Source organism: Alkalispirochaeta alkalica DSM 8900, assembly GCF_000373545.1.
Classification (GTDB): Bacteria; Spirochaetota; Spirochaetia; order DSM-27196; family Alkalispirochaetaceae; genus Alkalispirochaeta; species Alkalispirochaeta alkalica.
The window spans coordinates 105,349-125,748 of sequence record NZ_KB891693.1 but is presented as its reverse complement, the minus strand read 5'-3'; the positions used below and the strand labels follow the sequence as shown (position 1 = coordinate 125,748).

18 protein-coding genes are annotated in these 20,400 nt (G+C 60.9%); 5 read left to right on the top strand and 13 right to left on the bottom strand.

Annotation, left to right across the window (positions count from 1 at the left end; all coding sequences use genetic code 11):
• Entirely contained in the window at positions 1–1,197 is a 1,197-nt protein-coding gene (locus B071_RS15640) for an SDR family NAD(P)-dependent oxidoreductase (RefSeq protein WP_018525647.1), read from the top strand.
• On the opposite strand, the gene B071_RS15635 is transcribed toward B071_RS15640, so the two are convergent.
• Together B071_RS15635 and B071_RS0103115 are read right to left on the bottom strand one after the other, a co-directional pair.
• Positions 1,169–2,515 (bottom strand): PHP domain-containing protein, encoded by a 1,347-nt coding sequence (locus tag B071_RS15635; protein WP_018525646.1) that lies wholly within the window; start codon positions 2,513–2,515, stop codon positions 1,169–1,171. The genes B071_RS15640 and B071_RS15635 overlap by 29 nt on opposite strands.
• Positions 2,516–2,588: 73 nt before the next feature.
• Positions 2,589–3,521 carry a hypothetical protein gene (locus tag B071_RS0103115; RefSeq protein WP_018525645.1) on the bottom strand — a complete coding sequence of 311 codons (933 nt, stop codon included), beginning with the start codon at positions 3,519–3,521 and terminating at the stop codon, positions 2,589–2,591.
• A gap of 176 nt (positions 3,522–3,697) precedes the next feature.
• On the opposite strand from B071_RS0103115, the gene B071_RS15630 reads away from it, so the two are divergent.
• A complete protein-coding gene (locus B071_RS15630) occupies positions 3,698–4,771 on the top strand; it encodes a glucokinase (RefSeq protein WP_018525643.1) in 1,074 nt (357 codons plus the stop codon).
• A gap of 55 nt (positions 4,772–4,826) precedes the next feature.
• A complete protein-coding gene (locus tag B071_RS0103100; protein ID WP_018525642.1) occupies positions 4,827–6,392 on the top strand; it encodes a UTP--glucose-1-phosphate uridylyltransferase in 1,566 nt (521 codons plus the stop codon).
• A gap of 193 nt (positions 6,393–6,585) precedes the next feature.
• Here the strand turns inward: B071_RS0103100 and dcd are convergent, their stop codons facing one another.
• The 6 genes from dcd to B071_RS15620 all read right to left on the bottom strand — a co-directional run bounded on the left by dcd (position 6,586) and on the right by B071_RS15620 (position 11,472).
• On the bottom strand, positions 6,586–7,110 hold the full coding sequence (dcd, locus tag B071_RS0103095; RefSeq protein WP_018525641.1) for a dCTP deaminase: 525 nt from the start codon (positions 7,108–7,110) through the stop codon (positions 6,586–6,588).
• A 74-nt stretch (positions 7,111–7,184) separates the two neighbouring features.
• On the bottom strand, positions 7,185–7,355 hold the full coding sequence (locus tag B071_RS19830) for a hypothetical protein (RefSeq protein ID WP_018525640.1): 171 nt from the start codon (positions 7,353–7,355) through the stop codon (positions 7,185–7,187).
• 109 nt (positions 7,356–7,464) lie between these two features.
• Positions 7,465–7,824, bottom strand: coding sequence for a dihydroneopterin aldolase (locus tag B071_RS0103085; RefSeq protein ID WP_018525639.1), 360 nt, complete (start codon positions 7,822–7,824; stop codon positions 7,465–7,467).
• Positions 7,825–8,970: a glutamate 5-kinase gene (proB, locus tag B071_RS0103080; protein ID WP_018525638.1), complete on the bottom strand. Its 1,146-nt coding sequence runs from the start codon at positions 8,968–8,970 to the stop codon at positions 7,825–7,827.
• The gene (locus tag B071_RS15625; protein ID WP_018525637.1) at positions 8,963–10,297 is read right to left on the bottom strand and encodes a glutamate-5-semialdehyde dehydrogenase; all 1,335 of its coding nucleotides are present in this window, start codon (positions 10,295–10,297) and stop codon (positions 8,963–8,965) included. The genes proB and B071_RS15625 overlap by 8 nt, the downstream gene beginning before the upstream one ends.
• Positions 10,294–11,472 carry a 3-deoxy-7-phosphoheptulonate synthase gene (locus tag B071_RS15620; protein ID WP_018525636.1) on the bottom strand — a complete coding sequence of 393 codons (1,179 nt, stop codon included), beginning with the start codon at positions 11,470–11,472 and terminating at the stop codon, positions 10,294–10,296. Before B071_RS15620 ends, B071_RS15625 begins: the two co-directional genes overlap by 4 nt.
• Positions 11,473–11,625: 153 nt before the next feature.
• Here B071_RS15620 and asnS point away from each other — a divergent pair, with 153 nt between their 5' ends.
• Entirely contained in the window at positions 11,626–13,041 is a 1,416-nt protein-coding gene (gene asnS / locus B071_RS0103065) for an asparagine--tRNA ligase (RefSeq protein ID WP_245534040.1), read from the top strand.
• 98 nt (positions 13,042–13,139) lie between these two features.
• Here the strand turns inward: asnS and B071_RS0103060 are convergent, their stop codons facing one another.
• The 3 genes from B071_RS0103060 to manA form a co-directional block, all read right to left on the bottom strand.
• A complete protein-coding gene (locus B071_RS0103060) occupies positions 13,140–14,270 on the bottom strand; it encodes an FprA family A-type flavoprotein (protein WP_438829544.1) in 1,131 nt (376 codons plus the stop codon).
• A gap of 162 nt (positions 14,271–14,432) precedes the next feature.
• Positions 14,433–14,969, bottom strand: a complete 537-nt coding sequence (locus B071_RS15615; RefSeq protein WP_018525633.1) for a DUF188 domain-containing protein — start codon at positions 14,967–14,969, stop codon at positions 14,433–14,435.
• Positions 14,956–16,260 (bottom strand): mannose-6-phosphate isomerase, class I, encoded by a 1,305-nt coding sequence (manA, locus tag B071_RS15610; RefSeq protein WP_157702995.1) that lies wholly within the window; start codon positions 16,258–16,260, stop codon positions 14,956–14,958. The genes B071_RS15615 and manA overlap by 14 nt, the downstream gene beginning before the upstream one ends.
• A 123-nt stretch (positions 16,261–16,383) precedes the next feature.
• Here manA and B071_RS0103045 point away from each other — a divergent pair, with 123 nt between their 5' ends.
• The gene (locus tag B071_RS0103045) at positions 16,384–18,051 is read left to right on the top strand and encodes a diphosphate--fructose-6-phosphate 1-phosphotransferase (protein WP_018525631.1); all 1,668 of its coding nucleotides are present in this window, start codon (positions 16,384–16,386) and stop codon (positions 18,049–18,051) included.
• 54 nt (positions 18,052–18,105) lie between these two features.
• Here B071_RS0103045 and lepA read toward each other — a convergent pair whose 3' ends face one another.
• Together lepA and B071_RS0103035 are read right to left on the bottom strand one after the other, a co-directional pair.
• Positions 18,106–19,908 carry a translation elongation factor 4 gene (gene lepA / locus B071_RS0103040; protein WP_018525630.1) on the bottom strand — a complete coding sequence of 601 codons (1,803 nt, stop codon included), beginning with the start codon at positions 19,906–19,908 and terminating at the stop codon, positions 18,106–18,108.
• A gap of 62 nt (positions 19,909–19,970) precedes the next feature.
• On the bottom strand, positions 19,971–20,375 hold the full coding sequence (locus tag B071_RS0103035; protein ID WP_018525629.1) for a response regulator: 405 nt from the start codon (positions 20,373–20,375) through the stop codon (positions 19,971–19,973).
• Between the last annotated feature and the right edge of the window lie 25 nt (positions 20,376–20,400).

The following is a 20,400-nucleotide window of genomic DNA, read 5'->3' as shown; positions in this document are numbered from 1 at the left end:
ATGACAAAAATGACACCCGAGACGTTTCAGGCAGCCCTGCGGGGCTGCTCCTGGAACGGTTCCAGAGCGCTCACGGTCCGGGCTGTTCCCACGGGGGAAGCGGAACGGTATCAGCAGGAAAGACCGGGAGAGAACGCTCCGATACTGGAGATATCCCCCGAAGCAAGCTCCCTGGAAGACCTTGTGGAGCAGTGGATCGCCTACACTCGCCGCAGCGGAATGACACCGGGAGTTGTCCTCTGGGGTTCCCGGTGTTTTCTCCTGGGCGAGAACCAGGATTCTCTGGGGATACCCTGCCCGCTGACTTCGGGAAAAAAAGATCTCCCCCAGGAGCGTTCTTCGATAATTCGTAACAAGGTGACGCTCATCACGGGAGGAGCCCAGGGGTTCGGCCTCGAGATTGCCCGGGAACTGGCGGCAGCGGGAGCCCAGGTCATCCTGGCGGACCTGAATCTTCAGGGTGCCCGGGAGGAGGCAGAAAAACTCAACGCCCTGTGTCAGGGGATGCGCCATCTCGCCTTGAGCCTGGATGTAACGAAGGAAGAATCGGTGCACGCCCTCTACGGAGAGGTGCTTCGCCACTACGGCGGCCTGGATCTGGTGATCAGCAACGCCGGAGTTCTGAAGGCGGGAAGCGTCCGGGATCTCGAACTCAGGGATTTCCAGCTGGTAACAAACGTAAATTACACCGGCTTCTTTCTCATGACAAAGCACGCCGTCCCGATCCTGACGAATCAAAACGCAGCGGCCCGGGCCGTTGCAGCCCGGGATGATCAACCTGTACCTCCCTTCAGCACCGATATCATCGAGATTAACTCCAAGAGTGGCCTCTCGGGAAGCAACCGGAACGGGGCCTACGCGGGGAGCAAATTCGGTGGCATCGGCCTGGTCCAGAGCTTCGCCCTGGAGCTGATCGCGGACAACATCAAGGTCAACGCTGTTTGTCCGGGGAATTTTCTGGACGGCCCCCTCTGGAGCGATCCCGAGGAGGGGCTCTTTGTGCAGTACCTGCGAACGGGGAAGGTCCCCGGAGCAAGAACGCTGGAAGATGTTCGCCGTGCCTACGAGGAGCGGGTCCCCATGAAACGGGGCTGTACCGGCCGGGACGTGGTGCGGGCGATTCTCTACGTGGTAGAACAGCAGTACGAGACGGGCCAGGCCCTCCCCGTTACGGGAGGGCAGGAAATGCTGCGATAGCGCGTTCGCCGAGGTCCTCGGGACGGTGGAGGTCGCTGCCACGGGCGACCTCACCGTAGCGGGTAATCCGGTCCGGCAGGGGTAGCTCAGCCAGGGGATTTTCCCGGTGGAAGAGCCCCCATCGGGGATCCAGGGCAGAAAGCTTCTCGTGGGCGATCAGCCCCCAGGTAGTAGTCACGAGGTGGCGGAACTCGGGCTGCATCACTTCCGGGCAGGTGAAGACCTGTCGGCTGGAATTGATATCAACACCGCTTATTTCCATCAGCCCATAACCTTCCGAGAGCGTTCTCACCCGCTGTAGCTGTTGCCTGGTATTCCGGGGCGGCATGTAGGTAACCGCCCGAAAACCGATCCGGGGCAACTCCAGGAAGAGTTCGTCAAGGAAGGCATCCTCGAAGGCCTGGGCAGCCTTGTCGCCTGTGGGTGATTCCCCCACGTCGCCCAGATAGGCGTAGGCCGGGACGGCACCGATCTCGTTCCCGAAGGCCACGACCTCTTCCACGGGCAGGCACTCCGCCGGGGCAGGCTGGATAAAGAAGCTCTCCACAAAGTTCCCCTTGAACGCTCCCAGGAGATCGTAGTGGTAGTGGGGGTTCTCCCGATCGAGGAGCACCCCTTCCTGCGTTGGTGAGAGGGTCAGCCCGAAATCCCTGTTCAGTACCCGGACCAGTTTCTCCCCTCGCCCGAAATGGTCCTCCATGAGGCGGGCCAGAGCGGAGAGAATATGTCGTTCCGTGACGCTCCCGCCCCGGTCAGCCCAGGAGAGTGGCAGCACCTGACGATCAAAATCGATCTCCGGAAGTCCCCGGGAAGCAAGAATTCCGTTGAGACCCTCTACCTGGGCCCGATTCCGTTCGTTTCGGACCCTCTGAAGCGGAGCCAGGAACGCTTCCACCCGGGGAACCATCGGAAGCGGGACCCCATGAAGAACGATATAGGCGATACCGATGGAATCGGGGTTGTTCAAGCGTCTCGTCGAGAAGGGAGTGTTCTCAAAACTGACCCGCAACTCCGCCCCCACGGTGGAACCAATTCCCACGATGCGCGCTGCCTCCACAAGCTCACGGGCAGCGCCAATCGAGTCGTGGTCCACACTCCCCACAGCGCGGAGGCCACTCCAGCGGGCCAGGAAGGCCGCTGCCGAAGGCGAGTAGGGGCTGAAGGAATAATGGGTATGAACGTGGTTGTTGACTTCCTCTGTCTGCGGTCGGCCGGCAAGGGGGGCCTCCCGGGAGGCGACAAGGTCTCGAAGAGCCTGGAGCCGCGCTTCCTGGCTCTCCTGTTCCAGCGCAACGAGATGCTTCGCTATCTCTTTCATGGTGTCAGAAACTCCTGTGATGTCCTTTCCGGGGGATCGGGCGCCCCCGGAATAGCTGCAAATAGTCGCGGAATCAGGACTCCTGCAAAACGGCAACGACCTCCTGGATCACCCGCTCGGCGTCGTCGTTGGCCACCTGACAGGTTCCGGCCGCCACGTGGCCACCCCCGCCATAGGAGAGCATGAGCTCACCGATGTTTGTGGTGCAGCCCTCATGGAAGATCGATTTTCCCACGGTGAGGACCGTGTTCTGCCGTTTGAACCCCCAGAGGATCTGTACCGAAACGGTCGCTTCGGGGAAGAGTGCGTACTTCACAAACCGGTTCCCCGCATAGATTGTCTCCTGGGTACGCATATCCACCACCAGAACCTGCTCATCCATTCTGCCCACTGACCTGAGCTGCTTCTGGAAGAGCTCGCGGTGCTCCTGATAGAGGTCGACCCGCTCGGCCACATCGGGCAGACCCAGAATATCATCGATATCGTGATCCCGACAGTAATCGATCAGATCCATCATGAGCTGGTAATTGGAAATGCGGAAGTTCCTGAACCGGCCGAGGCCCGTCCTGGCGTCCATGATAAAGTTCAGGAGGTTCCACCCCTGGGGATTCAGCACCTCTTCCATGGTGAAATCAGCGCTGTCGCCCTTGTCCACGGCGATCATCATCTTTTCACTGATCGACGGGAAGGCCTGCTCCCCCCCGAAGTGGTTATACACAACCCGGGCGGTGCTGGGCGCCGAGGGATCGCAGATGTAGCGGTCTTTTTCCCCTACCCGCACCGACTCGGAATAATGATGATCGAAAGCTTGATACACCCCTTCTACGTAGGGGAGATTTGTCGTGATATCATCACCGGAGATTGCAATGAGCCCATCCTGCATGTCCTTCGGGTGAACGAACTTTATTTCGTCTATCAGGCCCCGATCGCGGAGCAATACCGCACACACGAGCCCATCGAAATCGCTTCGGGTCACGAGCCGGAACTTCTTGTCGCCTGATTCCATTACACCTCCGCCTGCGAAACCAGTGTACCCGAATAAGATTGATTTCTCAAGTAAAAGCCGGAAAAGCATTTTTTATCCCACACCATCTCCCGGAACATGGCAGAATACCCCGAGGCACCCGAATAGAGGAGAATCAGAATGGACAATTCTATCTCCTTGTACTATAACGAGACTCGATGGAACGGAAGGAATCACACCAGACAGACTCCTCCCGGCGGGAGACCTTTCTCGCCTGCGATGTGGGGGGAACCAACACCAGCTGCGCCCTGGTAGAGCGCAGGGGCAGGGGCTTCTCAATTCTTGAGCGCTATCAGTACAAGTCACAGCAGCTTTCCTGCCTCGAGGAAGCCCTGGAAGATGTGCGGGGACATCTCGCACAACTCCCGGCCGACCTGAAGCCCCGGGCAGCCTGCACGAGCGGCGCCGGACCCGTCCGGGACGGGCGTTGCCACCTGACAAACCTCTCCTGGGACATCGAGACCTCCTCCCTCGAATCCCTTCTGGGGGTTCCCGTGGCGGTGATAAATGATTTCACATCGATCAGTTACGGCATCCCCCTCCTCGACACCGGCGATTCCGGAAAGATCACGCGGGTTTTTACTCCCTCCGGTGATCCTGCTCCATCCTCGGGCCAGACCGTACGCGCCGTGGTGGGAGCCGGCACGGGGCTCGGCGTGGGATACGTGGTGGAACACCAGGGAGAATACCTGGCTCTTCCCTCGGAGGGGGGGCACGCACCGTTCGCTCCCTGCGACGACTTCAACCGGGATCTTCTCGATTATGTCTCCCGCCACGAACCGGCTCCCCCGGGGGCCGAATGCTTCGTCTCCGGCCGGGGAATCACCAACATGCTCGCCTTTTTCCGCGAGACGGGTCGCATCTCCCGGGATTCAGCCCTCTTCTCACCTCCGCCGGAAACCGATCTGGCTCAACTGGTGTCCCGCGAGGCCTCCCGGGGGGACGAGGCAGCCCGGGAAATCATGAGCCGTTTTGTCACCAGCTACGGCCATGCCGCGAAGGCCGCAGCCCTGCACTTCCTTCCTCTGGGAGGACTCTATCTGGCAGGAGGAATCGTGACGAAGAACGAGGAGTGGTTTCTGGGCGAGGACCGTTTCATCGCAGCCTTCCACGGCAGTTACCGGAAAAACATCCAGGACCTGCTTCGGAGCATCCCCGTCTTTATCGTCCGGGATTACGAGGTATCTCTCTACGGCGCGGCCTACGGAGCCTATCTGACGACGCGCCGATAACACCCGACGGCCCCTCCCGGGAGGGGATTGTCGCTACAGGGAAGGAACAAAACCGATGAAGAACGACGAGACACCCCGAACTACACCGCCCATCTCACCCGCCCTGGGGCAGCGTCTGCTCGAGTCGGGCGTGGATGTCGAGCGATCCCTCCAGATTCTGGAGAACCTGAACCGTGGCGACTATGACTCGATCGAACCGATTCGTCCCCAGGGAATACCCCGGATCGATGGAGAGCAGGTGATCGACCGAACCTGTGAGGTGACCCTCACCATTTCCGGGGAGCAGTACCAGAGGAGGCTCCAGGAGCTGGCCCCCGAGATTCCCCGGGAACGCTTCGGCCGCCCGGAAGGGAAGAACCGCATCCTGTCCCAGGAAGATCTTGAAAATATCGGAGTTCTCCTTTATCCCTATCTCTCCTACGGAGTCCTCAACGGCGGGAGCGCAACCAGCTACGGCGACAGAAAAAAGAACGAGGCCCTCGATGCGCAGTTGCTCGATCTCTACCAGGAGGAGTTCGCCCGTCTGGCACCGGAACTCGCGGGGAAACCCAAGGGGATAACCCCCGCCTGGGTAAACCCCGACGGCTCCCGGGGAGCAAGTTTTCTGGAACTCAAATTCCGGATGGTCCTGCTGGCGGGGTTGCGATACAAAACCACGGCAGCACGCTTTCAGGTGACGCCTCCCGGAGAACTGACTCCGGGCCTGCCCTTTTTCGAGATGACCAGTCATGCAACCGAGGCGCCTCTGCGGGAAGCCTACCGGTCCTTCCGGGAAAGCCCGCTCCTGCGGGATCTCCCCGGCCGGGAGGAGGCCCTGGAGACCGAGCACGCCCTGCAGCCCCTTCTGGCGGCCTTTACCCACAGTTCCCGGGGACGGCCCCGGGGAGTATTCGCCGAAGCCTTCGGCACACCGGGAGAACCCCTGGGCCTCCCCGGTGGCCACGGACAGAACTTTTCCGTTCTGGCACCGGTCTACCGGAAGCTCTTTGCCCGGGGAAAACGTTTTGTTTATATCGGCAACGTGGACAACCTGGGGTGCACCCTGGACCCGGTATCGCTGGCCATAACGGCCCTGCGGCAGGCTCCCGGAGCCTTCGATTTTGCCTTCCGGACCCCCGTGGACGTAAAGGGGGGTGTCCTGGTCTTCGACCAGCAGGGCAGACTCAACTGCGCCGATATCGGCGCGGCCATCTCCCGGGATGACGTCCTTGCAGCAGAGGAGAAGGGAGAACGGATCCTTTTTAATTGCGCCACGGGCCTTCTGGATCTGGAATATCTGACGAACCATCTGGACCGGATCATTCGAGACCTGCCCATGAGGATTTCCGATCAGGATAAGGATGCCGGTCGCTACAGCCAGGCAGAACAGGTCACCTGGGAGGTGATCGCCATGCTGGAGAACCCCCTGGTCTTCGGAATCGACAAGTACCGGCGTTTTCTCGCAGCAAAAATGCTCCTGGAGACGCTTCTTACAAGCGGCCTGCACCTGGAACGGGCACGGGAACTCCAGCCGACGGTGGAACAGCTCTCACAGGGGCTGACGCGCCTTCTGAAGGAAGAATACGGGATGAGGCTGGTCGAGGGGCGGTGGGTTCCAACCGATCCCCGAGAGTTGTCCTGAGCGTATCCGCGATGGTGAGCCCGCAGGCGCGGGCGAAAAGCCAGGGACTGGCCAGAAACTATAAGCCAGGGCCGGAGCCTGATATGAAAAACCTCCTGTCAAGTATAAATTTCACAATCTGGCTTTAAACTGCCTCCGTACGTAATGTTCTATCTACTTAAAGATATTTTCAGAGAACAGGGACCGGGCCTGATCAGGAGCGCTGGAAGTCCCGAAAGAGCAGGCTGTGCTGGATCCCCCGGTTGTCCTGATATTTGCCGCTCCGGTAGGGTTCGTAGGCCCCTTCCAGGGTGTGGTAGAAGATCTGACAGATCTCCACCCCTGCGTAGATGCGGATGGGCTGCACGCAGAACATCTCCAGCGTCCAGAACCCCCGAAACCCCACATCACCGAAACCGGCTGTAACATGAATGAAAAGCCCCAGCCGGCCCACCGAGGAGCGCCCCTCCAGCATCGGTACGAACCCCTCGGTGGCGGTAAACTCCACGGTCCGGCCCAGATAGAGTTTCTGGGGTTCCAGGAGCAACCCCTCGGGAGGGATCGAAATCTCGTCGGAGAGGTTTTCCACCCGCATATCCAGCGTTTTGTTCCGGTACACCCGGAGCGTATCGTGGAGTTTGAGGTTATAGCTGTTCGGATTGAGCTGACTGTCGCAAAAAGGATCGATGACGATCCGCTCGCCCAGGTGGGACTTGATCTCGCGTCCCGATAGAATCACGAAGCCCCCCCCTGCGAGCGGTGTCCATACAACCGCCGCACCGAATCGCGGCGAACCAGTTTCAAGGGGATGCCTTACATCAAGTCTTTGGGGCGACGGCCCTGATGACCTGTTTTTTCACAGACAGCGAAGTGGCGCATCTTTCCGTTCTCGAAGGTACTCTTCATGACAATTTTGCCACCCCACCGACTCGTCAAATCCTGTGCACCCTCACGGCGGGCGTTCTTTGAAATTTTCCCTGCCATTTGTTTGCCTCCTCTATCAGACACATGGAAGCGCCGATCTTTATCGGCGCTGCGGTACTATGGCAAAATACGGCGTCTCTTGCAAGGGCAGAGAGACTCTTTTTCGGGATTATTCCCGCGCCGTATCAAGCCGGACATAGCTCACTGCCGAACCCGGCAGTGCCCGGGGCTTGCGGAGCTCCACAACCACCCGGCTCACTACAGGATACGCAGTTGTGACCAGCGAGGCAACCCCGACGGCAGCGGCCTCGAGCAGACCGTACCGCTTCTCCTGGAGGTGAGCCGTCACCAGACGCGCCACAGCCGAATAATCCACCGCGTCGACCACATCATCGCTCGCTGCAGGGCGGGAAAAATCGTACTCCAGGGCAAGATCTACCAGGAGAGGTTGCTCGGTATGGCGTTCGGCGGGCCGAACCCCGATGATGCAGGAGACCTCCTGGTCCCGGAAACCCGTGGTACCCCGCATCTACTCCGCCTCCTCGGGCGAAGTGGATCCTGACAGGTCCTGATCCTCCTCGAAGAACACCATGTCCTCGGGGCGGGCGATGATGCGCCGCGAACGACCGGTAGCAAGGATCTGCCCCGCCTCGGAGCTGTGCCTCCCGGCCAGAGCCCCGAGCTCGCTGCTGGAAAAGGACGAGACGATCTTGACGCCCTCGTTCACCATCACCACCGAACCGGCTTCGAAGGAACCTTCCACGGCGACGATCCCCGAAGGAAGAAGACTGTTGTGATTTCTGATCGCTCTCATGGCCCCGGAATCGACGATAATTTTTCCCCGGGGGGCACTGTGAAGAAGCCAGCGGGAGCGGTTTTTCAGCCGTCGGCGGGCACCGAAGACCGTCCCCACCTCTTCCCCCTGGAGAATGCGCGGAAGAACGCGCTCTTCCCGACCGTGAGCCAGAACGACCCGGCACCCTCCCTCGGCCGCGATCTGGACCGCCCGCAACTTGGTGGCCATCCCCCCCGTACCCAGCGAGGAGCCGGCCTTCCCGGCGNCAGCGATCATGGCGGGAGTCACCGCCTCGACCAGGGAGATCAGTTCGGCCCCGGGGCTGGTTCGGGGATCAGCCGAATAGTAGCCCGGGACATCGCTCAGGAGGACCAGAAGCTCGGCGTCGACCTTGCTCGCGATAAGGGCGCTGAGTTGATCGTTGTCCCCGAAGGCTCTGGATATCTCGGCCACGGCGACGCTGTCGTTCTCGTTGAACACGGGCAGCACTCCCAGTTCCAGCAGGCGCTCCACGGCGTTTCTCATCTGGACGTAGCTGGTCCGGTCGTTCAGAACCTCCCGGGTCAGCAGAACCTGGGCAATCGGCACGGACTGGCGGGAGAAAATTTCCCGATACACCTGCATCAACAACGGCTGCCCCACGGCAGCGCAGGCCTGACGGAGCACCACATCCTGGACGCGCCCGGTGATCCCCAGCTCCCTCGCACCCAGCCCGATCGCTCCCGACGAAACCAGACAAACCTCGCGTCCTGTGGAGCGAAGCCAGGCGATCTGTCGAGCCAGTTCCTCGATGTATTCCCGGTCTATGCGGTCATTCCGGGTGAGAACGTTGGTTCCCACCTTCACCACAACCCGGCGCAGCTCCCCGAAATTACGCATCTCCCTCCCCGTCCCCGCAGCAGGACCCCTCGTGAAGCGAGAGGTCCCGGTGAGTGAAGGAACGCAGACCCGTGGCGTAATCGGCCACGANATGACCTGCCCCGGCCAGAATCCACTTGGAACTCAGAAGACCCTCGACCCCCACAGGCCCCCGGGCGTGAATCCGGGTGGTGCTCACCCCGACCTCGGCCCCCAGACCGTAGCGAAAGCCGTCGGCAAAGCGGGTACTGGCGTTCCACATAACCGAGGCCGAGTCAACACCATCNATAAACCGCCGGGCCCGATCCCCGTCGGTGGTGACGATGGCATCGGTGTGACCGCTCCCCCAGGTATTNATGTGATCTACCGCCTCCCCCAGGGAATCCACTACCCGGACGGCCAGAATCCTGTCCAGATACTCTGCCCCCCAGTCCTCATCCGACGCGACTCCGATTCCGGGAAGCACCGNCCGGGTTCGGGGACACCCCCGCAACTCCACACCCCGGTCCTGAAGCGCCCGGGCCACACCGGGAAATACCCGGGAGAGCGCATCCTGATGAACCAGGAGCGTCTCGGCAGCGTTGCAGACCGCCTCGTACTGGGTTTTGGCATCCACCGTGACGGCCTCGGCCACGGCGGGATCGGCGTCCCGATCCAGATAGACGTGGCAGATGCCGTCGGCGTGCCCCAGCACGGGTATGCGGGTATTGTCCATGATGAACCGGACAAAGTCGTTGGAACCCCGNGGGATGATCAGATCGATCCAGGCATCGAGGCGGAGCAGCTCCCCCACATCCTGGCGAGTCTCGATCAGGGCCAGCCACCCCGAGGGTATNCCCGCTGAAACGGCGGCATCGTGAACGATCCTGGCCAGGACACGGTTGCTCTCCAGGGCTTCGGATCCCCCCTTGAGGATCACCCCGTTGCCGCTTTTCAGGGCCAGGGAGGCGATCTGGAGGAGCGCGTCCGGCCGGGACTCAAAGATCATGGCGATCACCCCGATGGGGGTCGTCCGGCGCGTCAGGAGCAGCCCCTGATCCAGCTCGCGCCGCTCCAGGATCTTTCCAACCGGGTCGGGGAGCGCAGCCACGGAGCGGACCCCATCCAGGGCCTGGCGCCGTTTCTCCGGTCCAAAACTCAGTCGCCGCTGCAGCGGATCGGCCAGGCTCGCCTCGCGGGCCCGGGCGCAATCGATCTGGTTCGCTTCCTCTATCTGGTGGTCTGCTGCTTCCAGGGCTCTGGCGACCTCTTCCAGCGCCGCCTCCCGGATCCGGCCGGGACAGGCTGCCAGCACCCGGGCAGCGGCCCGGACCCCACGGGCCCGTTCTTCTACGGTGGTTGCGCTCATGCCGAATCTCCTGTTCCCTTCTTCACGCCATCGTTGCTCGCGGTGTCATTCTTCACGGCCCTCACGGCGCCCCGGGTCACGGCGGGCGCGCTCACGGCGTCGTCCTTCGCGCCGCCACCGGAGCCGCGGTCGCTTCGAAGGCGCCGGGCAGCCTCCCTGAGGAGCCCCACCGTCTCGTCCCAGCCGATGCAGGCATCGGTGATAGACTGNCCGTAGGTGAGTAACGAGGGATCCCCCGCCAGATCCTGGCGTCCTGCCACGAGGTTGCTCTCCAGCATGAACCCCGTGATAGACCGGCCCCCTCCCAGGCGCTGATCCAGAACCGCCTCCAGGACCTTCCCCTGGCGACGAGGGTCCTTCTCGCTGTTTCCGTGGCTGCAATCCACCAGGATGTTCAGAGGCAGGTCCATGCAGCGCAGGAGCTCCTCGACCCGCACGATATCCCAGCTCCGGTAGTTGGGGCCTCCCCGCCCTCCCCGCAGGATCACGTGGACCGCCTGGTTCCCCGTGGTATGAATCACGGCGGTATGCCCCTCCTGATCGATCCCGATAAAACTGTGGGGTCTGAGAGAGCTGATCATGGCGTTCAGGGCGGTCTCGATACTTCCGTCGGTACCGTTCTTGAACCCCACGGGCATGGAGAGNCCGCTGGCCATCTCGCGGTGGGTCTGGCTCTCGATGGTGCGAGCTCCGATAGATGCCCAGGAGACCAGATCGTCGATGTACTGAGGAACGATCGGATCCAGCATCTCGCTGCCGGCGGGAACTCCCATGGAGGTAACGGCCAGAAGGATCTCCCGTGCCTTGTGAAGCCCCTGATCGATATCGTAACTGCCGTCGAGATTGGGGTCCAGAATGAGGCCTCGCCATCCCAGGGCGGTACGGGGCTTCTCGAAATAAACCCGCATCACCAGAAGCAGCACATCCGAGAGCTCCCCCTGAAGCNCCCTGATCTTTCGGGCATAATCGATTGCCCCCCGATTATCGTGGATCGAGCAGGGTCCCACCACGGCAATCATGCGGGAGTCNCGCCCCTCCAGGATATCGGTGATCTCCCGGCGGCTTTCCAGCACCGTCTCGGCGCAGGCGTCGCTGATGGGCAGACGCCTCTTGAGCTCTGCCGGCGCCAGAAGGGGCGACTCGGCAGTTACATGTATATCACTGATCTTCGGCATACCCGAGAGAGTACCCACTCCGGCGGTCCCTGTCGATACCGTGCCACACCGCAGAGNCCNTCCGGTCTCCGGACCGCTCCAGGAGGATCTTTCCCTCCCTCCTGCGGTCGGGCGCTCTTGCCTCGGGGCCTCCCCTGTGATACCTATTATCCCATGAACAACCAGGCCACGAACAGAATAGAACGCCCCCGAATCGCCGAGTTGCTCCGGAGCAGCCCCTCGGAGACACCCCGGGAGGTTCCCGGCTGGNTACGCACCAANCGGGATTCCAAGAACGTCTGCTTCCTCGAGATCAACGATGGCAGCTCCCTCCAGGGCCTTCAGGCGATCATAGACAAGAGCGCCACGGACCTTCAAAGCACCCTGGACCGCCTCCAGACGGGGGCCTCCGTCCTTGCCCGGGGCATCCTGGTAGCGTCTCCCGGCACAGGCCAGTCCGTCGAGCTGGCCTGCACCGGCCTGGACCTCCTGGGCGAGGCCCCGGCCGAGACCTACCCTCTCCAGAAAAAACGCCACTCCTTCGAGTTCCTCCGGGAGATCGCCCACCTCCGGGGGCGCACCAATACCTTCGGGGCGGTCATGCGCGTCCGCAACCGCCTGAGCATCGCCGTACACCAGTTCTTTCAGGAACGGGAGTTCCTCTATCTCAATACTCCCATCATCACCGCCAGCGACGCTGAGGGAGCAGGAGCCCTCTTCCAGGTGACAACCCTGGATATGGAAAACCCGCCGCGCCGGGAAGACGGCTCGCTGGACTACAGCCAGGACTTCTTCGGAAAACCGGCCTACCTCACCGTGAGCGGCCAGCTCAACGCCGAGGCCTACGCCACAGCTCTGGATCGGGTCTACACCTTTGGGCCTACCTTCCGGGCGGAGAACTCCAACACCACACGCCATCTGGCAGAGTTCTGGATGATCGAACCAGAGATGGCCTTCTGCGATCTCGAGGGAAACATGGGGCTGGCCGAGGATTTTGTCAGGTTTCTCCTGAGGGACATCCTGGAACGGTGCCCTGAAGATATGGAGTTCTTCGACAAGCGGATCGAACCGGGAATCGCGGAAAGTCTTCGCAAGGTTGCCGAGAGCGATTTCCGGAGGATGACCTACACCGAGGCGATCGATGTCCTCGAAAAGAGCGGCCGTTCCTTCGCCTATTCTCCTCACTGGGGGATCGACCTTCAAACGGAGCACGAGAAGTTCCTCACCGAGGACTACGCCCAGGGGCCGGTGATCGTCACCGATTACCCCCGGGAGATCAAGGCCTTCTACATGAAGCAGAACCCCGACGGCAGGACCGTCCGGGCCATGGATGTGCTGGTCCCCCGCCTGGGAGAGATCATCGGCGGAAGCCAGCGCGAAGAGGAACTCACTCCCCTGGAGGAGGCGATCCGCCGGTGTGGCCTCGAGACCGGGGCGTATCAGTGGTATCTGGATCTGCGTCGCTTCGGAACGGTACCCCACGCCGGGTTCGGCCTGGGCTTTGAACGGCTGGTGCGGTACGTTACGGGCATGCAGAACATCCGCGACGTTATTCCCTTTCCCCGGGCCGTGGGAAGCGCTGATTTCTGAACCGCCCACAATTCTGAACCGCCCACAAAATGAGCCCCGGGGATATCATCCCCGGGAGCCCTTCCGGAAACCGGCTCACCCCGGCCGGGGGTAGTGTATCAGCCCTGGCGAACCCACTCCCGCACCGCCGAAACCAGCTCGCGACCCCGCGTGGCAATAACCTCCAGGTCTTCGTCCCTCGGCGCCCCGAGGAACTCCCGGGGCTCCAGGAAATCCCAGTTCATCTTGTAGCGTGCCATAATCTCGTCCAGCTCCTTCTGGGCTCCGCCCGACCACCCGTAACTTCCGAAGCGGAAAGCCTTTCGGTTGAGTGCCTTCTTTCGCCCCAGTTCGTCCAGAACCACCGCCATGGGAGCGAACATCTTGTACTCGTAGGTCGGCATCGCCAGAACCACCCCGCTGGAACTCCAGACATCGCGGAGAATCTCGGAATAGTGACTCTGGGGAACCTGATGTTCGTGGACCTTCATTCCCTCGGCCTCAATCGCCTCAACCACCTTCCGGACCGCCCGTTCGGTATTGCCGTACATCGACCCCCAGATCACGGTGATCTCTTCCTTCGCCGGGCCCTTGCTGTAGGAAGCGTATCGCTTGTAATCGTCGATAATCTTCTGGGGGTTGCTTCGCCAGACGATCCCGTGACCGGGAGCAATANTCTTCACCGGCAAACTCTCGGTCTTGGCGATCGCCTTCTGGGTCGGTCCCGAGAAGGGGCCCACGATGTTCGCGTAGTAGCGACTCGCCTGGCGCTCGAAAAAATCGATCTCCTCCTGCGAAAGCTGATCGTCATAGGGTGAATCGGTGATCGCACCAAAGGAACCGAAGGCATCGCAGGGGAAGAGAGTTCCTGTTTTGGTATCGAAGGTAGCCATCGTTTCGGGCCAGTGGACGTTGGGGATCTCCTCAAAAGCCAGGACATGGCCGTTTCCCAGGTCCAGGGTGTCGCCGGATTTCACCACAATCACCTCGTTATCGATGTCGAAGAACGCCTTGAGCAGGGCCTGCGCCTTGGCCGTGGTAACTATCCTGAAATCGGAGCGAATTTTTTTAAAATCCTCGAGCCACCCCGAATGATCGGGCTCCATGTGATTGATAACAACGTAGTCGATATCGTTGTAATCGACCCCCATCTGGTCAAACTGATCGAAAAGCACCTGGGGGGTACCGTCCCAGTTGCAGACCCCATCGATGATCGCCACCTTCTCGCCCTTTACAATGTAAGAGTTCATGGACACCCCCTGGGGGATGGGCCACATTCCCTCGAAGAGAATGTCCGTGACGTTGGCCGAGAGTCTCCAGGTATTTTCCGTAACTTGGGTTGTTTTCATTGGTTCATCTGCTCCGTCGGTGTATCGTTATGGGTGTAAAGTACTACCGGAACAGACCGGTCATCAAGAACGGAGGGTGTCTTTTTCCGGGAAACCTCTCGGCCGGGGCGGTTTCGCAAGAAACCGGTCCAGGGCGTCGGCAAAAGCCTTCTGTTCGCGCTTGCCAAAGGTTGCAGCCCGGCTCATTCTCTCCAGCCCCTGGGCCCGGATCTCTGCCCGGGCATCCCGGAGAGAACGCAGCTCTCTGATCGAATCCCGCTCAAAAAGGCGTCCCCGATCGTTCATCACGGGCACACCCAGCTCGACCAGCCCCTCTGCCAGGGGTATATCCCGGGTCACCACCAGGGGAATACCCCCGGCAGCGGCCGTTTCCCGCAGAAGATAGTCATCGACAGACTCATCGCGAATAACCAGCATCTTTAGAAGATCCCCACCGCCCGTTCCGAGGGGAAGGTCGCGGTTGGCGCAGAACCGGACGGGGATTCCCCTTTTTCGGGACACTCTCTGGAGGATTTCCCTGACCGGCACGGGACAGGAATCTCCATCAACCCAGATCTCCACTCCCCCGGCGGGAGAGTCTGCCCGGTCAGGACGCTCCATCGCAAGCCGCTCCGGCGTCTGGACGATCGGCCCCGGCAGGAAGCACGGTGGGAGCGAAGGAGATCGCCCCGGGAAGAGCCGCGACATAGGTCGAGGCAACGCCGGGTCCGGAGAGCTCGATCGCGTCCGTAGCATCATCAACAAAGGCGGACTCACCCGATTCCAGAAGCAGATCCCCGCACCGAACCTGCCCCGCCGTGGCGAGGAGGATCGCCGGCCCCTCCCGCTTCTCCAGCCGCCCCTGCCGGAGCACCCGAACCAACTCGAACTCCCGGGCAGGTGTCGTGTATGCCCGAAGCCCCTGCTCGTCCTTCCCCCGGGACGGGCGAGGCACAAAACTCTCGAAGGAGAGAATCCGGGCAAGCTCCTGGCTGTCCACGTGTTTCCCGGTGCACCCCGAACGCAGAACGTTGTCGGAGTTCGCCATGATCTCTACCCCCGCACCACGCAGGTAGGCGTGGAGAATCCGGGGGCCCAAAAAGACCGCCTCACCGGGCTGAAGGTGAAAGAGATTCAGGTACAGCGGAGCGAACGCCCCGGGATCTCCCGGGTATTGATCCAGAAGTTCCCCGACCCACCAGTAGCGATCCCGGGACGAAGGCCCGTCCCCGGAAGAACCCTCCAGACACGATCCCAGTGTCCGGACCAGATCGTCCCGAAAGGAGCGATCAACTCCGCAGTCGAGAATCGCCAGGAACAGCGCCTGCCAGGTCTCTTCCCGGGGCTTCTCAAGAAATGACCTCAGCGCCGGACCCAGAAGGGGATGATCCAGACGCGCCAGCGCCGGAGCAAGACCCTGAAACTCCCGCTGCAGTTCCTCCAGGGGCCGGAACCCGCACAGCCCCCAGAACTCGGTGAGGGCACAGACCAGCTCGGGCTTGTGATTCTGGTCCCGATAGGTTCGCCGGGGAGCATCGCGGGCTATGCCCCGGGCATCTTCCCGAGCGTAGCCCTCCCGGGCCTGTTCCCGGTCGGGATGGGCCTGGATCGAAAGCCCCTTCCCTGCGGTCAGAATCTTCAGCAAAAAGGGCAGGCCCGGCACATCCTCTCCGGGGGCCTGCAACGTCAGAGCCCGCTGCCCCAGCATATCGGGCGAACCCGCCAGAAGATCAGCCAGGGACACCGTCTCTCCCCGGGGAGTCACCACCTGACTCGACCCGTTCGGGTGCGAACCCATCCACATTTCCGCCTCGGGGCGGCCCTCCGGAACCCGACCCTGAATTTGTGCCAGCAAATCGGGGCTTCCCCAAGCGTAATCTTTCACCTGGTTAATCATTTTATAGTGTGCCACGAGGGGATGCTACCGGCCTCTTCCCGTCCGGTCAAGCATCTTTGTTACGGCCGGCCCGCAGTTTCTCCCAGACCCGGCGCGCCGTTGCCTCCGGCAGCCCTCACCGGATAGAATGGCCCCGTTATGAAACAATCACAGCTGCAAAAAATCCGGTATACCTACGAACCAAAGCTTCCCCCGGCTATCCGGGGAGATATCGCGTCGATCGCCCTCTCTCTGGGAGAACCCACCCAGGCCATACGCGATCAGGAGGCTCTGAAAAAGACCTTCGCCCACACCTACGGCAAACCGATCGCGACCATGGAGAGCGGAGGCACCAATCCCCAGGCGGGGGCCAGACGAACCGTGGGCGTCATCCTCTCGGGGGGGCAGGCTCCAGGGGGTCATAACGTCATCTCGGGTCTCTTCGATGCACTCAAAAAGGCAAACCCCGAGAACAGGCTCCTGGGCTTTCTTGGCGGACCCTCGGGGCTTGTAGAGGACCAGAAGATCGAGATCACCGCTGAATACATGGACGACTTCCGCAATACCGGAGGGTTCGACATCATCGGCAGTGGCCGCACCAAGATCGAGACCCCCGAGCAGTTCGCCGCAACCCGGAAGACCTGCAAGACCAACAAGATCGATGCCCTGGTTGTGATCGGTGGTGACGACAGCAACACCAACGCNGCTCTCCTGGCAGAGTATTTTGTCGCCCAAGGTGACCCCGTGCAAGTCATCGGCGTTCCCAAAACAATTGACGGGGACCTGAAAAACGAATACATCGAGGCATCCTTCGGATTTGACACCGCCGTAAAAACCTATTCGGAGCTCATCGGCAACATCCAGCGCGACGCCAACAGTGCAAAGAAATACTGGCACTTTGTAAAACTCATGGGTCGCTCGGCCAGCCATATCGCCCTGGAGTGCGCCCTCCAGACCAGACCCACGGCCTGTATCATCTCCGAAGAGGTGGCAGAAAAACAGCAGACGCTTCAGGAAATCGTATCCTCCCTGGCCGAGACGGTGGCAAAACGCGCCGAGGGAGGGGAAAACTTCGGTGTTGTCCTGATTCCCGAGGGGCTGATCGAGTTCATCCCCGAGATGGGACGCCTGATCGCCGAAGTGAACGACCTTCTGGCGATCCATAGCACAGAGTTTTCCGGAATTGCCGGACCCGACGAACAGGCCCGGTGGCTTTCGGGAAAGCTGAGCAGCGAGAGCGCTCCGGTTTTCACCTCCCTCCCCCGGGATATCCAGCACCAGCTCCTGATGGACCGCGACCCCCACGGAAACGTCCAGGTCTCCCGGATCGAGACAGAGAAACTTCTTATCCAGATGGTGGGAGAGGAGCTGAAGGAGCGCGCCCGGACCGGGAGCTACCAGGGCAAATTCAACGCCCTGAACCACTTCTTCGGGTACGAGGGGCGGTGCGCCTTCCCCAGCAATTTTGACGCCGACTACACCTATTCCCTGGGCTACAGCGCCTTTCTGCTGATCGCCAACGGGCTTACGGGATATCTCTCCAGCGTCCGCAANATCGCAAANCCTGCCAGCCAGTGGGTTGCAGGGGGCATCCCCCTGACGATGATGATGAACATGGAGCAGCGTCACGGCGAGAAGAAACCCGTNATCAAGAAGGCCCTGGTAGAACTGGAGGGAGCTCCCTTTATCTATTTTGCCCGCCACCGGGAGGAATGGGCAAGCNGGACATCCTTCGTCTACCCCGGAGCAATCCAGTACTACGGGCCCGACGAGATCTGCAACCAGCCCACAATCACCCTGCGNCTGGAACAGGGCCTGGAGGACTGAACCACAACGACCCCGGGCACACAGACCCCGCCCGGGGTTTTTTCTCCNGCTCCCCTAGTCCTCGGGGGAGCCCTTCAGAACCGAGAGAAAAGCCGACTGGGGCAGTTCCACGTTCCCCACGGTCTTCATCCGCTTCTTTCCCTCTTTCTGTTTTTCCAGGAGTTTCCGCTTCCGGCTGATATCACCACCGTAACACTTGGCGGTAACATCCTTCCGGAGGGCAGGAATCGTCTCGCGGGCGATAATGGTTCCCCCGATCGCTCCCTGGATCGGCACCTTGAACTGGTGTCGGGGAATCTCCTCCCGCAACTGGCGACAGGCAGCCCGGGCTCGGTACTCGGCGTTCCCCCGATACACCAGCATGGAGAGGGCGTCCACGGGCTTGCCGTTCACCAGGATGTCAAGCCGGGCGAGCTGGACCGGCCTGCGGTCGATAAGCTCGTAGTCGAAGGAGGCATAACCACGCGAAAGAGATTTCAGATTATCGTAGAAATCGAAGAGCACCTCCGAGAGCGGCATCTCGAAGACCAGCTCTACCCGGGAGGTATCAAGGTAGATCATATCTTTCTGGATACCCCGGCGATCGTTGCACAGGCTGAGCATGGGCCCCAGGTAGGTATCGGGGGTTATGATCGAGGCACGGATAAAAGGCTCCATGGCAAGTTTGATCGTTCCCGGGTCGGGGTAATCCATGGGGCTGTCGACCAGAAGCCTGGTGCCATCGTTCAGCTCGATCTCGTATTCAACCGAAGGAGCGGTCAGAACCAGGTTCAGGTCGAACTCCCGCTCGAGCCGCTCCTGGATAACCTCAAGATGCAACATCCCCAGAAAGCCGCACCGGAAGCCGAAACCCAGAGCGGCGGAGTTATCCTTTTCGAAGACCAGCGAGGCATCGTTGAGGCGCAACTTGTCCATGGCCCGAACCAGGCCCTGATACTCGTTGGTGTCCACGGGATAAATCGATGAGAAGACTACGGGCTTCACCTCCCGGAACCCGGGGAGGGCCGCCTTGCACCGCGCGTCGGGACGCGTCACGGTGTCCCCCACCCGGACGTCGCGGATCGTCTTGATTCCCGCGATAAAGTACCCCACATCACCCGCCGAGAGCTGTCCGGTCTTCTCCAGGGCGATCTTGAAACGCCCGATTTCCTCCACCTCGTACTGGACACCGCTGGACCACATCTCGATGGTGTCCCCCGTTTTGAGGGTCCCCTCAAAGACACGGAGGTGAACAATCACCCCCCGGTAGGGGTCGTAATGGCTGTCGAAGACCAGCGCCTGCAGAGGGTTTTCGGGATTTCCTGCGGGAGGGGGAATCTGCTCCACGATCGCCCGAAGCAGATCTTCCACGCCCTGGCCTGTCTTGCCGCTCACCAAAACGGCGCTGTCGGGATCGAGCCCCAGATCGTGGTCGATCTGGTGAAGACAGTTTTCGATATCGGCTGCGGGCAGATCGATCTTGTTAACCACCGGTATGATCTGGAGATCGTGATCAAANGCCAGATAGAGGTTGCTCAGGGTCTGGGCCTCTACCCCCTGGGCCGCATCGATGAGCAGCACAGCTCCTTCGCAGGAGGAAATGGCCCGGGAAACCTCGTAGGAGAAGTCCACGTGGCCCGGCGTATCAACCAGATTAAGATGGTACAGACCGTCGTCAAACTCCACGGGGAGGGTGACGGCCTGGCTCTTGATCGTTATTCCCCGCTCGCGCTCGATATCCATGGAATCCAGGAGCTGATCCCGAAAATCCCGCTCTTCAACAATCCTGGANCGCTGAATAAAGCGATCTGCCAGGGTCGATTTGCCGTGATCAATGTGTGCAATAATGCAAAAGTTACGGACGTGGCTTTGGTTCATCAGGATGCAGTTGTACTACGCGCCACGGCTGGATTGCAAGCGCAGGGAACGCCTCCATCACGTCAGAGCTCGAACCCGAGCTGAGCCATCGTGGTAAAGAGCTTCTGCTGCTCTATGGGCTTTACCAGGTANGCATCGGCCTCGCCCTTGTAATAGGCGTCTACCACGTTTCGGGGATCGCCCAGAGCGGTGGTCATGATAACCGAGACCCGATCCTTGTGGTGAACACCGATCGATTCCTCGAACTTCCGTATCTCCCGAAGCGCCTCATGGCCATCCATATTGGGCATCATGATATCCAGCAGGATCAGCTCGTAGGGTGTCTTCTCTTCCCAGGCAAGCCTGAAGGCCTGGACCGCCTCGTCCCCGTCAACCACCACATCGACAAAGACCGAGGGTCTCCCCTGAAACAGGGCCTGAAGAAATCGTCGGCTGCCAAAGTCATCTTCTACTATCAGGATTCGCATGGATTTCCCCCTCTGCACACTGTTT

Excerpts from the sequence above, each read along its gene's own strand:
- B071_RS0103115 (WP_018525645.1), bottom strand. The coding sequence starts at position 3,521 with ATGGAATCAGGCGACAAGAAGTTCCGGCTCGTGACCCGAAGCGATTTC.
- B071_RS19830 (WP_018525640.1), bottom strand. The coding sequence starts at position 7,355 with ATGGCAGGGAAAATTTCAAAGAACGCCCGCCGTGAGGGTGCACAGGAT.
- B071_RS15615 (WP_018525633.1), bottom strand. The coding sequence starts at position 14,969 with ATGGAGCGTCCTGACCGGGCAGACTCTCCCGCCGGGGGAGTGGAGATC.
- B071_RS0103085 (WP_018525639.1), bottom strand. The coding sequence starts at position 7,824 with ATGCGGGGTACCACGGGTTTCCGGGACCAGGAGGTCTCCTGCATCATC.
- B071_RS0103100 (WP_018525642.1), top strand. The coding sequence starts at position 4,827 with ATGAAGAACGACGAGACACCCCGAACTACACCGCCCATCTCACCCGCC.
- B071_RS15640 (WP_018525647.1), top strand. The coding sequence starts at position 1 with ATGACAAAAATGACACCCGAGACGTTTCAGGCAGCCCTGCGGGGCTGC.
- B071_RS15635 (WP_018525646.1), bottom strand. The coding sequence starts at position 2,515 with ATGAAAGAGATAGCGAAGCATCTCGTTGCGCTGGAACAGGAGAGCCAG.
- B071_RS15630 (WP_018525643.1), top strand. The coding sequence starts at position 3,698 with ATGGAACGGAAGGAATCACACCAGACAGACTCCTCCCGGCGGGAGACC.